The organism is Sphingomonas xinjiangensis (assembly GCF_014199255.1).
GTDB classification, from domain to species: Bacteria; Pseudomonadota; Alphaproteobacteria; order Sphingomonadales; family Sphingomonadaceae; genus Sphingomonas; species Sphingomonas xinjiangensis.
Genome location: NZ_JACIJF010000003.1, coordinates 235,872 through 250,278 on the forward strand (window position 1 = coordinate 235,872; position 14,407 = coordinate 250,278).

General features: G+C 64.5%; 20 protein-coding genes. 16 read left to right on the forward strand and 4 right to left on the reverse strand.

The window, feature by feature from the left end; all coding sequences use genetic code 11:
- Window positions 1-43 precede the first annotated feature (43 nt).
- Complete coding sequence (locus FHT02_RS06910) at window positions 44-601, reverse strand: hypothetical protein (protein ID WP_184085881.1); 558 nt, start codon at window positions 599-601, stop codon at window positions 44-46.
- Between the two features lie 81 nt (window positions 602-682).
- Between FHT02_RS06910 and uvrA the strand changes: the two genes are divergently transcribed.
- Both uvrA and FHT02_RS06920 read left to right on the forward strand, forming a co-directional pair.
- Complete coding sequence (gene uvrA, locus FHT02_RS06915) at window positions 683-3,613, forward strand: excinuclease ABC subunit UvrA (protein ID WP_184085883.1); 2,931 nt, start codon at window positions 683-685, stop codon at window positions 3,611-3,613.
- Between the two features lie 64 nt (window positions 3,614-3,677).
- Window positions 3,678-4,013, forward strand: a complete 336-nt coding sequence (locus FHT02_RS06920) for a hypothetical protein (RefSeq protein ID WP_184085885.1) — start codon at window positions 3,678-3,680, stop codon at window positions 4,011-4,013.
- A gap of 91 nt (window positions 4,014-4,104) precedes the next feature.
- On the opposite strand, the gene FHT02_RS06925 is transcribed toward FHT02_RS06920, so the two are convergent.
- Window positions 4,105-4,386, reverse strand: a complete 282-nt coding sequence (locus tag FHT02_RS06925) for a hypothetical protein (RefSeq protein ID WP_184085887.1) — start codon at window positions 4,384-4,386, stop codon at window positions 4,105-4,107.
- Window positions 4,387-4,863: 477 nt separating this feature from the next.
- Entirely contained in the window at window positions 4,864-5,802 is a 939-nt protein-coding gene (locus FHT02_RS06930; RefSeq protein ID WP_184085889.1) for a toll/interleukin-1 receptor domain-containing protein, read from the reverse strand.
- 130 nt (window positions 5,803-5,932) lie between these two features.
- Between FHT02_RS06930 and FHT02_RS06935 the strand changes: the two genes are divergently transcribed.
- The 9 genes from FHT02_RS06935 to FHT02_RS06975 all read left to right on the forward strand — a co-directional run bounded on the left by FHT02_RS06935 (window position 5,933) and on the right by FHT02_RS06975 (window position 11,213).
- On the forward strand, window positions 5,933-6,328 hold the full coding sequence (locus FHT02_RS06935; RefSeq protein WP_184085891.1) for a cupin: 396 nt from the start codon (window positions 5,933-5,935) through the stop codon (window positions 6,326-6,328).
- A 388-nt stretch (window positions 6,329-6,716) separates the two neighbouring features.
- Window positions 6,717-7,862 (forward strand): hypothetical protein, encoded by a 1,146-nt coding sequence (locus tag FHT02_RS06940; protein ID WP_184085893.1) that lies wholly within the window; start codon window positions 6,717-6,719, stop codon window positions 7,860-7,862.
- Between the two features lie 386 nt (window positions 7,863-8,248).
- Window positions 8,249-8,464: a cold-shock protein gene (locus tag FHT02_RS06945; protein WP_184085895.1), complete on the forward strand. Its 216-nt coding sequence runs from the start codon at window positions 8,249-8,251 to the stop codon at window positions 8,462-8,464.
- Window positions 8,465-8,535: 71 nt separating this feature from the next.
- Window positions 8,536-8,724 (forward strand): hypothetical protein, encoded by a 189-nt coding sequence (locus tag FHT02_RS06950; protein WP_184085896.1) that lies wholly within the window; start codon window positions 8,536-8,538, stop codon window positions 8,722-8,724.
- A gap of 221 nt (window positions 8,725-8,945) precedes the next feature.
- On the forward strand, window positions 8,946-9,173 hold the full coding sequence (locus tag FHT02_RS06955) for a hypothetical protein (RefSeq protein ID WP_184085898.1): 228 nt from the start codon (window positions 8,946-8,948) through the stop codon (window positions 9,171-9,173).
- Between the two features lie 134 nt (window positions 9,174-9,307).
- Window positions 9,308-9,808: a hypothetical protein gene (locus FHT02_RS06960; protein WP_184085900.1), complete on the forward strand. Its 501-nt coding sequence runs from the start codon at window positions 9,308-9,310 to the stop codon at window positions 9,806-9,808.
- 17 nt (window positions 9,809-9,825) lie between these two features.
- Window positions 9,826-10,290 carry a DUF3597 domain-containing protein gene (locus FHT02_RS06965; RefSeq protein ID WP_184085902.1) on the forward strand — a complete coding sequence of 155 codons (465 nt, stop codon included), beginning with the start codon at window positions 9,826-9,828 and terminating at the stop codon, window positions 10,288-10,290.
- A 3-nt stretch (window positions 10,291-10,293) separates the two neighbouring features.
- The gene (locus FHT02_RS06970; RefSeq protein WP_184085904.1) at window positions 10,294-10,764 is read left to right on the forward strand and encodes a hypothetical protein; all 471 of its coding nucleotides are present in this window, start codon (window positions 10,294-10,296) and stop codon (window positions 10,762-10,764) included.
- Between the two features lie 20 nt (window positions 10,765-10,784).
- Complete coding sequence (locus FHT02_RS06975) at window positions 10,785-11,213, forward strand: OsmC family protein (protein ID WP_184085906.1); 429 nt, start codon at window positions 10,785-10,787, stop codon at window positions 11,211-11,213.
- On the opposite strand, the gene FHT02_RS06980 is transcribed toward FHT02_RS06975, so the two are convergent.
- Entirely contained in the window at window positions 11,198-11,647 is a 450-nt protein-coding gene (locus tag FHT02_RS06980; RefSeq protein WP_184085908.1) for a cupin domain-containing protein, read from the reverse strand. The two genes, FHT02_RS06975 and FHT02_RS06980, sit on opposite strands and share 16 nt — an antisense overlap.
- Before the next feature lie 107 nt (window positions 11,648-11,754).
- Here FHT02_RS06980 and FHT02_RS06985 point away from each other — a divergent pair, with 107 nt between their 5' ends.
- The 5 genes from FHT02_RS06985 to FHT02_RS07005 all read left to right on the forward strand — a co-directional run bounded on the left by FHT02_RS06985 (window position 11,755) and on the right by FHT02_RS07005 (window position 14,400).
- Entirely contained in the window at window positions 11,755-12,096 is a 342-nt protein-coding gene (locus FHT02_RS06985; protein WP_184085910.1) for a glycine zipper 2TM domain-containing protein, read from the forward strand.
- A 58-nt stretch (window positions 12,097-12,154) separates the two neighbouring features.
- Window positions 12,155-13,381, forward strand: a complete 1,227-nt coding sequence (locus tag FHT02_RS06990) for a glycosyltransferase (RefSeq protein WP_184085912.1) — start codon at window positions 12,155-12,157, stop codon at window positions 13,379-13,381.
- A gap of 11 nt (window positions 13,382-13,392) precedes the next feature.
- Entirely contained in the window at window positions 13,393-13,584 is a 192-nt protein-coding gene (locus FHT02_RS06995) for a hypothetical protein (RefSeq protein ID WP_184085914.1), read from the forward strand.
- An 89-nt stretch (window positions 13,585-13,673) separates the two neighbouring features.
- Window positions 13,674-14,225, forward strand: a complete 552-nt coding sequence (locus FHT02_RS07000; RefSeq protein ID WP_184085916.1) for a hypothetical protein — start codon at window positions 13,674-13,676, stop codon at window positions 14,223-14,225.
- Window positions 14,218-14,400 (forward strand): hypothetical protein, encoded by a 183-nt coding sequence (locus tag FHT02_RS07005; RefSeq protein ID WP_184085918.1) that lies wholly within the window; start codon window positions 14,218-14,220, stop codon window positions 14,398-14,400. The genes FHT02_RS07000 and FHT02_RS07005 overlap by 8 nt, the downstream gene beginning before the upstream one ends.
- Window positions 14,401-14,407: the final 7 nt, after the last annotated feature.

Sequence of the window (14,407 nt, forward strand, 5' to 3'; positions counted from 1 at the left end):
GTGGGTAGGCGCCCCACCCCTCAGGCAGGCGAGCCGCCCGCTTTCAAGCGCCTTGCAGCATCCCCTCGCCGCGCTCCAGCGCCGCGTACAGTTCCACCCAGCGCGGCGTGATCGCATCCAGCCGCGCCTGGTCCTCGGGCGTGATCGCATGCGCCACCCCCGGCTCGCCATAGGCGTTCAGGATCGCCGCCCGCTCGCGGGCCAGCGCGACATACTCCTCGGCTACGGCGTTCCCCGCTTCCGCACCCAGGATGTTCGCCCGAAACCGCGCGGGATCGAACACCGCTTGCGGATCGCTCAGGAACAGCGTGCGCGTCTGGCCGTAGAACATCGGCGTCACGTCGATCAGCGTGCCGTCGGGCCGCCGCCAGATGCCATGATGCTCCGCCTCGAAATAGCGCCCCGCCCAGCGCCAGATCGCCCAGCCATGCGCCACTTCGCCCCCGCCGCGTGCCACCGCCGCCGCGGCATTGTCGAAGCAATAGGCGACGCGCGCCGCCTCGCCCGGCACCACCTCGACATATTGGGGCACGCCCGGCGCCACCGTGGCGCAGAACGCCAGCACCGCCGCGTCGATCGTTTCCGGGGTGTCGGTTGCCAAAGTCTTGCTCCTGCCTCGCTGCGCCCCATGTAAGGCCGGGCGCGCTTGAAACCAGCGAACAAATCTGGAACAGATCACTCTATGGCACTTACCACGATTTCGGTGCGCGGCGCGCGTGAGCACAATCTCAAGGGCGTGGACATCGACATCCCGCGCGACACGCTGACGGTGATCACCGGCCTGTCGGGCTCGGGCAAGTCTAGCCTCGCCTTCGACACCATCTATGCCGAGGGGCAGCGCCGCTATGTCGAAAGCCTGAGCGCGTACGCGCGCCAGTTCCTCGAGATGATGCAGAAGCCCAATGTCGAGCATATCGAGGGCCTCTCCCCCGCAATCTCGATCGAGCAGAAGACCACCAGCCGCAACCCGCGCTCCACGGTCGCGACGGTTACCGAGATCTACGATTACATGCGGCTCCTATGGGCGCGCGTCGGCGTGCCCTATTCGCCCGCCACCGGCCTGCCGATCAGCGCGCAGACCGTGTCGCAGATGGTCGACCGCGTCCTGGCCCTGCCCGAGGGCACCCGCCTGCTCCTGCTCGCCCCCGTCGTGCGCGGCCGCAAGGGCGAGTATCGCAAGGAACTCGCCGAATGGCAGCGCGCCGGCTTCCAGCGCGTCCGCATCGACGGCGAGATGTACCTGATCGAGGAAGCCCCCGCGCTCGACAAGAAGTACAAGCATGACATCGAAGTGGTGGTCGACCGCCTAGTGGTCCGCGACGACATCGCCACGCGCCTGGCCGAAAGCTTCGAAACCGCGCTCAAGCTCGCCGAGGGCCTGGCCTATGTCGACCTGACCGACGGCGTCGTCCCCGGCCGCGAGAACGAAGCGGCCGACGCGGGCGCGATGAAGGGCGCCGGCATCCCCGCCAACCGCATCGTCTTCTCCGAAAAGTTCGCCTGCCCGGTCTCGGGCTTCACGATTCCAGAGATCGAGCCGCGCTTGTTCTCGTTCAACGCGCCCCAGGGCGCCTGCCCCGCCTGCGACGGCCTGGGCGAAAAGCTCGAATTCGACGAGGATCTCGTCGTCCCCAACCACGAGCTGACGATCAAAAAGGGCGCGATCGTGCCCTGGGCCAAGTCCAACCCGCCCAGCCCCTATTACATGCAGGTCCTGGGCTCCCTCGCCCGCGAGTTCGGCTTCAGCCTCGACACGAAATGGAGCGACCTCCCCGAGGAGCATCGCTACGCCATCCTCCACGGCACCCGCGGCAAGGCGGTCACCCTCACCTTTGTCGACGGCAAGAAGTCGTACGACGTCAAGAAGCCGTTCGAGGGCGTGATCGGCAATCTCAACCGCCGCATGCTCCAGACCGAGAGCGCGTTCATGCGCGAGGAGCTGGCCAAATATCAGGCCGCGCACCCGTGCGAGACCTGCGGCGGCGCCCGCCTCAAGCCAGAGGCACGCGCGGTCAAGATCGCCGGCGAGGACATCAGCCACGCCACCCACCTCTCCGTGGTCGACGCGCTCGCCTGGTTCGCCAAGCTCCCCGACACGCTCACGCCGCAGCAGCGCGAAATCGCCCGCGCGATCCTTAAGGAGATCGACGAGCGCCTCGGCTTCCTCAACAATGTCGGCCTCGATTACCTCAACCTCGACCGCACCTCGGGCACGCTGTCGGGCGGCGAGAGCCAGCGCATCCGCCTCGCCAGCCAGATCGGCAGCGGCCTCTCCGGCGTGCTCTACGTCCTCGATGAGCCGTCGATCGGCCTCCACCAGCGCGACAACGACATGCTCTTGAAGACCCTTCGCCGCCTGCGCGATCTCGGCAACACCGTGATCGTCGTCGAGCATGACGAGGACGCGATCCGCACCGCCGATTATGTGATCGACATGGGGCCCGGCGCGGGGGTGCATGGCGGCGAAGTCGTGGCGCAAGGCACGCTCGAACAGGTCCTCGCCACCCAGGGCTCGGTCACCGCCGACTATCTCAACGGCACCCGCGAAGTCCCGCTCCCGGCCAAGCGCCGCAAGGGCAATGGCAAGAAGCTCACCGTCCACAACGCCACCGCCAACAACCTCCGCGGCGTCACCGCCTCCATCCCGCTCGGCACCTTCACGTGCATCACCGGCGTCTCGGGATCGGGCAAGTCGAGCTTCACCATCGACACGCTCTATGCCTCCGCCGCGCGCACCCTCAACGGCGCCCGCGTGCTGGCCGGCAAGCACGACAAGATCACCGGGCTCGAGCATTGCGACAAGGTGATCGACATCGATCAGTCGCCGATCGGCCGCACCCCGCGCTCGAACCCGGCGACGTACACCGGCGCCTTCACCCAGATCCGCGACTGGTTCGCCGGGCTCCCGGAGTCACAGGCGCGCGGCTACAAGCCCGGCCGCTTCTCGTTCAACGTCAAGGGCGGCCGGTGCGAGGCGTGCCAGGGCGACGGCGTGCTCAAGATCGAGATGCACTTCCTCCCCGACGTCTATGTCGAGTGCGACGTGTGCCACGGCGCGCGCTACAACCGCGAAACGCTGGAAGTGAAGTTCAAGGGGCACAGCATCGCCGACGTGCTCGACATGACGGTCGAGGACGCGCACGAATTCTTCAAGGCCGTTCCCCCGATCCGCGACCGCATGGCGATGCTCGCCGAAGTGGGCCTGGGCTATGTCAAGGTCGGGCAACAGGCCACCACCCTCTCGGGCGGCGAGGCCCAGCGCGTCAAGCTCGCCAAGGAACTCGCCCGCCGTGCCACTGGCCAGACCCTCTACATCCTCGACGAGCCCACCACCGGCCTCCATTTCGAGGATGTTCGCAAATTGCTGGAAGTCCTTCACGCCCTGGTCGAACAGGGCAACACCGTGGTGGTGATCGAGCACAATCTTGACGTCATCAAGACCGCCGACTGGGTCCTCGACCTGGGGCCGGAAGGCGGCGTCAAGGGCGGCGAGATCGTCGCCCAGGGCACGCCGGAGGCGGTGGCGAAGGAACCGCGCAGCTTTACGGGAAAGTACCTCGCGCCGCTGCTCAAGCCGCGGAAGGTAGCCGAACAGCACGCCGCCGCCGAGTAACCTTGCCCTCTCCCCGCGGGGGAGAGGGAGGGACCCGTCGCGCAGCGATGGGAGGGAGAGGGGCATGACCGACTCACCGGACACAGAGCAGGAACTGCAAGCCCAGTTCGAAGCCGAGGACACCCGCCTCCGCGTCCAGATCGCCGGCTATGCCGGCATGGCGGTGGTGGTGCTGCTGATAGCACTCGGCCCACTGCTTTCCGGCCTGAACATCGGCGAGGGAAGTTGGCGACTGTTCGTCTGGGCAATCGTTTCGCTGCCGCTGCTGACCGTCACCGGCCTCGCCTGGAAACGCGGTCGCTTCCGCATGGCGAGTGGCCATGTTCATCGCGGCTGGATCGTGTGTGCTGCGGCAGTGTTGGCGGTCGCGTTGTCGCTCGGGTTCTTCTGTTTAGGATAACGCAAACAACTCGCCCGCCGCACCACCGGCCAGACCCTCTATATCCTCGACGACACGGCGGAGACCGAAGCCACGGTCGCAAAGTTAATCCCTATATTGCTCCGTATCTCTTCAACAACGCCAGATGTTTTTCGAGTTTATCACTATCCAAACTCGCATCTAAGTTGACATTGACATGAAAAATCGCCTTCGAAGAGCGTTTCTCCGCGGCTTCACGCATATCGGTTAGTGAATCTCCGTCTTCACTATTTCGCTCTTCGGTTGATTCCTCATTGGCGTCCTGTTCATCGCCTGAAAGAAGAGCGCCGGCGCTTGCTGCAGTCTTATGTGATATTTTATCTCCGTCTACGAACAGCAGCCCTCCTACTGTCAACGAGGACACATAAACGCTTATGGCAGCTTCTAGATTGTCTGGATGAACATTCAGTTCTGCCGCCCGCTGTTTTAGCTTTGCGGCTGTAACAGTGTCCCCGTGGAACGTGTCAAATAAAGATTTAAATAGAACAGGCGCTAAGGCAGCTTTAGATAACAGTTGATCCAGTTCTTCACGGGGGGGGGGCGACTACAATATCTTTTGCAAGTCGTGTAGCGAAATATGCGTCTTTCGAACCATCCATCAAATTGAACTGTTTCAACGCCGACGCCTTTATTTTGCCTCTAGGCCCCTTGGATTCGACCACGCTAGCATAAATAATCTCAGCCGACTGTGGGCCATTATGAGTTTTAGCGACTAGCTTTCTCGCCCATTCGACGGCCTCTTTTAAGCCGTAACGCGGAAATCGAGTGCCGCCTTTCGGTGGGCTGCCCTTCGGTGGCTGCCGCTTCGTTCCAGTTGCACTGTCTGCCATTGTTAGTTGCCCTTCATCGCAGAAACGAGATCAGCTAAGCCAGCCTTGTAAGATAAAGAAAAATCGGCATATTTTTTATCAGAAATGGGCGCCGGCATCTTGGTATCGTCGAGTTTAAGGGGGAGGATATGAACCGCCCGTCGTTGAACTTCGTTGATTAGCGCACCGTTAAGCTCTTTTTTCACCCATTCGCTATCAACGGATGCTTTACTCACTGCCAAGAGAAAAAAATCAGACTCTGCTAATCCTTGGCTTATCCGCTCTGGGATAGACTCCCCAACGCGAATTCGCTGCTCATCAAGCCAAACATCTATTCCAGCCGCCTTTAGGTCGGCCGCCAATTGCCTTACGAATGGCTTGTCGCTTGAACTATGAGAAAGGAACGCAACTCGGCTATCTTTATTTGCTCCGTGACGCTCCACCTTTGCTGCCGCAGCAGAGTCTACAAGATCCTCTTGAACCAGTCCCGGTTTTAAGGCGTTTAGCGCCTCTGCCCACGCTAACATCGGCGCGTAATCGGCAATGTTAAAAGGGACGATTCGGTTAACGGTCGCTGCTTTTCTCATCGCGGCGTCCAGTGGATCTCCCAGGCTCATGAACTGCCGAGCGCTAACCAGTATTGGCAGACGAACCAGCGCCTCTCTGACGACATCTCTCTTCTGATCACCAGTGCCTTGGTAAGGATAAGATGTCAGCAATATATATCCCGTACCCCGCCTGTCGACGATGCCTAAATGATTTGCGTTCTTTAGAAGTTTACCAGCCGTCCTCGGATCTATACCTGCAAACTGCGCGATCTGGGCCGTAGAAGCCTCGTCCATCCACGCGACAGCGTCCAGTACGGGAAACAAGCTCTCGACCTTGGCTGACTCGAACCGGACAGTCGGATCGTTCTCGTTCCTAGTGGTCGACTTCTTGGCTGTGCTCTTATTCAGCGCCATTTCAAATCCCTATGATCCGGCCATCGTAAGCACGGTTCGTCGCGTCCGCAACGAATAGCATCCGCCAGCCCCTTTTAGCTTGTATGCGGCGCTGGATTTAACGTTGGCTGCATCCTAGCGTTCGCGCGTCATGCCCCACCTCCCCACCAACCCCGCCCATCTCGGCCTCGGCGCCACCGCATCGGTCGAGCCAGAGTTCACCGACGAAAGCTGGTACGCCGCCTACTCGGCGCGCCACGCCGCCGACGGGATCGAGGGCCGGCTCGTCTCGCAATACAGCTTCGATCAAAGCTGGGACTCGTGGGAGGTCCACCCGCACGGCGGTGAACTGGTGATCTGCACCGCCGGCACGCTGACGCTCCACCAGGAGCATCCCGACGGCAGCACCCACACCATCATCCTCCACGCCAACGACTATGCCATCAACCCGCCCGGCACCTGGCACACCGCCGATGTGCCCCCGGGCACCACCGCCACCGCGATCTTCATCACGCCCGGCGAAGGCACCACCCATCGCCGGCGCTGATCCGGGCTTCAAGAAGAAAGCGGTTCGCGCAGAGGCGCGGAGGCGCAGAGGAGGAGATGGCCTGCCGCAAGCGCCGCCGCCGCTCGGGCGGCAGGAAAGAACGCGTGCCGCTTATTCTGCCGCTGCGCGGCTTGACCCACTCTCCGCGCCTTCGCGCCTTCGCGTGCACACCCCGCTTCTCCGCGTCCTCTCTGCGCCTCTGCGCCTCTGCGCGAACCCTTCTCTTCAACTCGCCCCGAAGAAAGAACATATCATGAACTTTCGCTTTCCTACCGCCCACGAACCGGCATAGGGGAAGAGTCGCATTGCAACCGAACAGGGGGAGCAACCGACTCATGGGGAACCGTCTCACGCCGCCGATCCGCGCCACGCATGCAGGAGCGCCGCGATGAACGCGCCTGCCAACCTTCCCGAGCATACCGCCGCCGCGCGCCAGCGGGCGCAGCGGCACGATGGCTGGACCCCCGATCGCCAGCGCTTCTTCCTCGAAGCCATTGCCGAGGGTCAGACGGTCGATGCCGCCGCGCGGCTGGTCGGCATGTCTGCCGCCTCGGCCTACGCCTTTCGCCGCCGCGCGCCCGCGACGACCTTTGCGGTCGGCTGGTCCGGCGCGAACCTGCTGGCGCGTGAGCGGCTGGCGGCAATGCTGTTCGCCCGCGCGGTGGAGGGCCAGGTGGAAACGCTCACCCGTCCCGATGGCAGCACCATCGCCCGCCACAAATATGACAATCGCCTCGCGGCAACCATGCTCGCCCGGCTCGATCGCCAGGCCGAGGCGCCCGAATGCGGCGCCGCGCTCGAAGCCGCGCGGCTGGTCGCGCAGGAGTTCGACGCGTTCCTCGACGTGCTCGAACGCAACGAGGGGCCGGCGCGCACCGGGCTGTTCCTTGGCACCCGCGCCGCCAGCGACGCCGATCTCGCGCCGATCGTCAGCCTGGCGCGCGCCGACCGCTATTGCCGCACCGGCGTGGCGCTGGCGGGCGAGGTCGACACCACCGATCTCGACATCGTCGACCGCGCGCAATGGACCGCCGAGCGATGGCAGCGCGCCGAAGCCGCCGGGCTGCTCGTGCTCGGCCGCAAGCCCGCGGACGAAACCGCGACAGGATCGCAACTTCCTCAACTTCACGACGATGCGGGCGAGGAAGAAGAGGACGATTGGGGCCCCGAGCCGCGCGTATTCTGGGATGGTGGCGAATGGCGCACCAACTTCCCGCCGCCCGAAGATTATTGGGGGTTCGAGGACGGCGTGTTCGGCAGCCCCGATTATTCCCGCTCGCTCACTGAAGAGGAGCTGAAGGCCCACCGCGCGATGGAGGAAGGCGCCCCGGAAGAAGAACGCGAGGCCGACGCCCGCCAGCGCGACCTGTATTTCGGCTTCATCCAGGAAGAGCCGGCACCCGCGGGCGCCGGCGCCGAACCCGCGGCGCCAGCCTTGGCCCTGCCGCCTCCCGGCTCCGCGCAGGACGATGACGGCCTCGCCGAGTTCGAGCAGTTCATCGCCGAGATGGACCGCGTGTTGGACTCCGGCTGAGCCAGCGCGCCTCGCCTTCGCGCAACGCCGGGAGCCCCATGCTCCGCCGGCCGGGCTGGCACGCGCTTGCCGCCGGCACCCGTCTTCGCGCCTCCGCGCGAGCTCCAACCTTCTTCGCACCTTCGCGTGCCAAAAATCACCGCACAGCTCAGCCGCGAAAAAAGACGCCTTGTCCCAAATCCCGCGAAAATCGCCGAACCCGTCCTCGCGCGATGTCCCCAAAGCCACCCGCGCCCTTGTAAGTTCAACACCATAGGTCCATATCCGGTTTGCTTCAGTCGCAATTGACGGTCTTCGGCGCTTTGCGGCCCTTCTTCCTTCTCTCTGCCTTGCAGCACGAGGTTCGTCCAAACTCGGGCGCGCCGACCACAGAAGGAATATTTCCCATGAGCAGCAACATCGGCACCGTTAAGTTCTTCGACGCCACCAAGGGTTATGGCTTCATCGCCCCCGACAATGGCGGCCAGGACGCATTCGTGCACATCAGCGCCGTCGAGCGTTCGGGCATGGGCACGCTGAACCAGAACCAGCGCGTCAGCTACGACCTTGAGAACGACAAGCGCGGCCGCGCATCGGCCGTGAACATCGATTCCGCTGAATAATCCTTCCCTCTTACCGGCGCGCTTTGTTCGCGGGGCGCGCCATTCTATCCTCATCGACGGGAGCTTCGCTCATGGGTAACCAACCCGATTATCGCGGTCAGGCCGCCAAGTGCCGCGCCGACGCCGATGCTTCCACGCTCGACAATGTCCGCGACCGCAATCTGCGTGCAGAGGCCGCTTGGCTCGAAATGGCCGTGCGTCAGGACCGCGTCAGCGCGTCGCGCCGCGATCGTGAAGCAACCCAGGCCGAGCTCGCCTGAGCGGCGCAACGCCGGCTCCCCTCCCTCTTACCGTTTTTCGGGGGCGCTTCGCCCCCGGCTGCGCGCCGATAAATCCTGCACATGCTTGCAGACGGCTTGCGCGCATCCTATAATGACTTCAGGGCGCCGGCCGTATTCGGCGCGTTCCTTTTGGAACCTTTCGCGCCCTTCGTCACTTCCGATGCTTGCACAGGCGCGCGGCCGATAAGGCTGTTCCGCTGGTGCGTTCGCCGATCGGAAAACCGTCGCCAGCCTTCGGGCCGTGGCGCTTTCGTCAAACCCAACACAGGACACCAATGAACTTCTTTACCAATATCGAACAAATGCAGATCACGCGTAGCAACAACCACTCGTTCTCGGCCTTTGTGCCGGTTCACCGCCGCCTCTTCCCGATTGAACCCTGCCCGCGCGAAGTCGCGCGCGCCGCGGTCCGCGAAATACTCGGCTAAAGCCCTAGGCGGGCGCTTCGACGCGCTTTTCAAAGCCACCGAACCGCCCGCGCTCCGGCACGATTTCCGGGTCGGGAACACCACCCCACCCCGCCCGTTAAGCCAGCAACCCCCAATCATCACGGGATTGCAACATGGCAGCCAAGACCCCCCGCAAGCGCGCGTCCAATGACGGCGCCACTTCCACCACACCACCCAAGGCCGAGCAGGCTTCGGCGACCAGGCCCAGCGGCCGCTCGCTCGCCATCGGCACGCTGTCGGCTGGCGCCTTGATCGGCGCCGTCGTCGCCGCGCTGTTCGGCGCGAGCAAGCTCGGCAAGCGCAGCTACACCGACGGCCAGCCCCTCGCTCCCGGCGCCCAGCCCGATCCCGCACCGACGCCTGCTGAGGGCCCCGCCGCGGCGCAGACGGCGCAGACCCCCGGCTCGGCCGAGCATGTCCCCACCGATCTGATGAGCGACAAGCATCCCGGCTTCGAAGACCGCGCAGTCGACGCCTTCCGCCCTGATCCGACCGCACCCATTCCAGACGGCGAACGCGACGCCTTCCGTCCCGCGCTCGCCGGATCGCAGGCGCCTACGCTGGTCGCCGGCCAGGCGCAGGACAACCAGCGCCTCAACGCAATGCCGTCCTGAGATTGGGAGACGAAGCAATGAGCATCTTCGGCAAGATCAAGGACGCAATCTTCGGCAAGGGCGGCGGCCCGTTCGGTGACAATTATCTCGGCCACAGCAACAATCGCCGCGACACGCCCAGCCCGACACCTTCGGCGCAGCCCGCGCCAACTGTCCCGGCGGCGCAGACGCCTGCCGGACCCCAGGCACAACAGCCCGCGGCACCCACGCCCGCACAACAGCCTGTTGATGTCGAACAGGTGCTGAGCGGCATCGCCTCGAGCAAGGGCAGTCCGGACCTCAACTGGCGCACGTCGATCGTCGATCTGATGAAGCTGCTCGACCTGGATTCGAGCCTCGACAACCGCAAGGAACTCGCCACCGAGCTTGGCTATACCCGCGAGAAGAACGGCTCGGCGGAAATGAACATCTGGCTGCACAAGGCAGTGATGCAGCAGCTCGAAAAGAGCGGCGGCAAGGTTCCCGCTTCGCTGAAGGATTGAGGGATGCGCGCCGACTACAAGCAACTCTCCAAGGGGCTTGGCTGGTTTTCGCTCGCGCTTGGCGCCGCCGAACTGCTTGCACCGCGTAAGATCACCCAGGCGCTCGATGCGCAGGGGCATGAAACCTTGGTAAAGGCATTCGGCGCGCGCGAAATCGCCGCCGGGCTCGCCATTCTCGGCGCACCTGCCCATGCCGAGCGCGTGGGCTCGCGCGTCGCCGGTGACGCCCTGGATCTCGGCGCGCTCGCACTCGCCGCGCGCAACTCGCCGCGCAATCCTTGGGTCTGGGGCGCGATCGGCTTCGTGGTCGGCGCTACGATTGCCGATGTGCTGGTGGCTCGCGGGCTGAAGCAAGTGCCCGATGCCGAGGAGACCGCGGGCGCCGAACTTGCGCTTCCCCGCGCCGGGTCCGGCCGCGCCACCTCTGCCGAGCCTGCGCACACCGCCAGGGGCGTTGCCCCGGTCGTCGGCTAACCAAACGCGAGGAGAACCACATGACTACCCGCACCGCCATCGCCCGCTACGAAGGGTTCGGCAAAGAAGGCAAGGGCCAGCTGACCAGCCCATCTGGCGTGCTTGAAGCAACGCCGTACAGCTTCAACACCCGCTTCGGCGATGAGAAGGGCACCAATCCTGAAGAGCTGATCGCTGCCGCGCATGCCGGATGCTTCACCATGGCGCTCAGCTTCGCGCTGGCACAGGCTGGGTTCAACGGCGGCTCGCTGGAAACCAAGGCGGCGGTGAAATTGGAGCAGGATGGCGCTGGCGGCTTCAAGATCACTCGGTCCGACCTGACGTTGGCCGCCAGCGTTCCTGGTATCTCCGAAGAGCAATTCGAGGCGCTCGCACGCGGTGCCGAACAGAATTGCCCGGTATCCAAGCTGATGAACGCCGAGATCAATTTGGACTACACACTTGCCTGATCGTCATCCGCGCCCGGGCTCCAGCCCGGAGCGGCTAGTTCGAACCCGGCGAAATCGAAGCCCGGGACCACGACGCAACTAACCAGCGCCCACCCGGCTCCGGCCGTGGCCGCCTGCCACGCCCCTGCTGGCACGCGGGCCTGGGGCACTTGCTCCGCCAGGACGTCGCCGCCCAGAACGATCGTCTGAATATCGGCTGCTTCACCTTCGGCGATCTCCAGCGTCAAAGGGGTACCGGCATGCCAAAGCCAAAGTTCGTCGGCATCCACGCGGTGCCAGTGCGACCGCTGTCCTGCCTCCAACAGGAAATGGATCGCGGTGCCCGCGGACCGCTCGCGCTCAGCTGCTTCGGCCCGCCAGGTCTCCCGGTACCACCCTCCCTCCGGGTGCGGCGCCAGCCCGAGTTGGTCGATGATGGCTCGTGCTTCGCTCACCCTAACCTCCGCTGACCATGTTGTAGTTCTGGGTTCATGAAACCCGCGGTAGAGGCGGGACGTTTCGTTACCGGTTCCGAAAAGTGAATATCAAGGGAGTACATTAAATGCGTAATTTCATGCTCGCTGCTGGCGCATTGTCGCTGCTGGCCCCCGTTTCGATGGCGCTGCCGACTGCAAAGGCAGAAGCCAAGTCGTACAGCTACAAGGATGATCAGCGCCGCTCGCGCTATCGTGAATGGCGCGGCCGCGATGGCCGGACCTACTGCAAGAAGTCCAACGGCACCACCGGACTGGTCGTCGGTGGCATCGGCGGTGCGCTGGTCGGCCGCACGATCGACACGCGTGGCGACCGCACTGGCGGCACCGTTCTGGGTGCAGTCGCCGGCGCGCTGGCTGGCCGTGAGATCGACCGCGCCAACAGCAACAACCGTCGCCGCTGCCGCTAAAGGCTGCTGATCTCGCGCGGAGCATGGAGTTAACGCTTGGGCGCTTATAAACGCCGCCATGCTCCGCGTGCTGGTCCTCTCCACACTCTTTCCTGACGCGTCCCGACCCAATTTCGGCATATTCGTCGAACGTCAGACGCAGGCGCTTGCTGGGCACGGCGATGTCGACGTTCGCGTGGTCGCCCCCAGAGGCATTCCGCCCTGGCCGCTCTCCCGCCTTCCCCGCTACGCGCCGCTTGCCGCGCTCCCGGCCAAAGAGCGCTGGAACGGCCTGCAGCTTTACCGCCCCGTCTTCATGAATCTCCCAGGAACCGGTGGCCGTTGGCACGCTGCTGAAATGGTGCGCGGCGTGACGCCGACGCTCGATCGGATCCGAGACGAGTTTCCATTCGATGTGATCGCCGCCGAATTTTTCTTCCCAGACGGGGTGGCAGCAGTCGCACTTGGCAAGCGCTACCGCGTGCCGGTATCGATAAAAGCGCGCGGATCCGACATTCACCGCTGGACTCGAAAACCTACCATTCGTCGCCAGATTGTAGCAGCGGGCTGCGCCGCGAACGGCATGATTGCCGTGTCTGAAGCACTTCGCGACGACATGGCTGGCTTGGGTATGCCGCGCGAGCGAATCCGCTGCATCGTCACGGGCGTAGATCTCTCCCGGTTCGCACCGGCCGACCGCAGCGCCGCCAAGTCGGCACTCGGCATACAAGGTCCGCTGGTCCTCTCGGCTGGCGCGCTGATCCCGCTTAAAGGGCATGAGATCGTCATTGACGCCGTTGCCACGCTGCCCGGCACCCCGCTGTGGATCGCCGGCGAAGGCCCGCATCGGCCGCAGCTTGAACGACGCATCGCCAGGCTGGGCGTGGGCGATCGCGTTCGGCTACTCGGATCGGTGCCGCACGACACCGTTGCCGATCTGCTTGCCGCCGCTGATGTTATGGCCCTCGCCTCCGAGCGTGAGGGCTTGGCCAATGCGTGGACCGAGGCACTCGCCAGCGGCACGCCCATCGTCGTTCCCGATGTCGGGGGCGCGCGCCAGATTGTTCGCACGCCCACCGCCGGGAGGATCGTCGCCCGCACCGCTGCGGATTTCGCCGAGGCGATACAATCCTTGATCGCAGCACCGCCACATGCCGAAGCAGTGCGCGCAACGGTGGAGCCCTTCAGTTGGGAGGCCAACAGCCAGAACCTGCGCGACTTCCTCCAGGCTCTGGTCGACGGGCACCAGCGCGCCACCGCTGACGGAACGCTCGCGCCGCTCCCCCGTTCGATCAGCGGGGGCTGATGGAGACGGCGATGGAAGACGATACGCGGCCTCAGCATGGCGAGACAACGCGCGGCAGGGATGCCGATGCACTCGCCGAGCAGCTGAACCAGACGACCACGCCGGATGCAGGCGGAAACGTGTCGGGCACGAAGCCGGAGGATGCTCCGGGCGGATTAGACATCGTGTTCGAAGCCGAAGAGGACGCACATGCCGGCCATTGAACCGGCGACGGAACTGACGCCCCCCCTGTCGACGTTGATCAGGGAAGATGCTGGCGGTCAGGATGCCGTCGAGCGGCATGGAGGATTGCATGGCGAGTAAAAAGAAAAAGGCCGAGGAACGCACAGCCAAACCGGCGAAGGGCGCCAAGCCAGAGAAGACCAAGGGCGTGCTGCCGAAGAGCATAAATGGCGCGAAGCTGCCAAAGGACGTTCGTGAAAAGCTGACCGACCTGGCGAAGCATCCTGTGGTCGCCGATCTGATCGCCGCCGGGCTGGTCGCGCTCGCGGCGCGCCTCAAGAACGAACCCAAGGTGAAGGAAGGCGCGTCCAAGGCAGTAAGCAAGGCGCTCGATGCCGGCGCAGGCACCGGCCAAGATATGGCGCACCTCGCGGCCAACATCGCAACCGCTGTGGTCGCTCCCGTGGTGAAGCGAATTCGCACCGCCGCAACTGAGGCGGCGACTGTACCCGCCGACAACGGGGAAGCGGCGGCGCCTGCCGCCCCCAACCCCGTACCGGCGAACACATCAACGCCGCCCGTACGGCGCCGCAAGGCGGAACCGAGCACCGCGGCGAAGCCGCGCGCGGCGCGGCGTCCGACGTCCAAACCCGCCGCTCCCCAGGAGACCGACGATGCCTGATACACCCGGCGGCACCGATCCGCACAACCTGTCCACCGAGCACCAGAAATCCGGCGACGCGATGCGGCCAAAGGACACGATGGACAGCGAGAATGACGAGGCTCACTGGGCCAAGGATTATGATCCCGCTGGCGATGTCGGCAAAGCCAAGCCCAGCGGCAACCCTACCGACTGACGCCCAA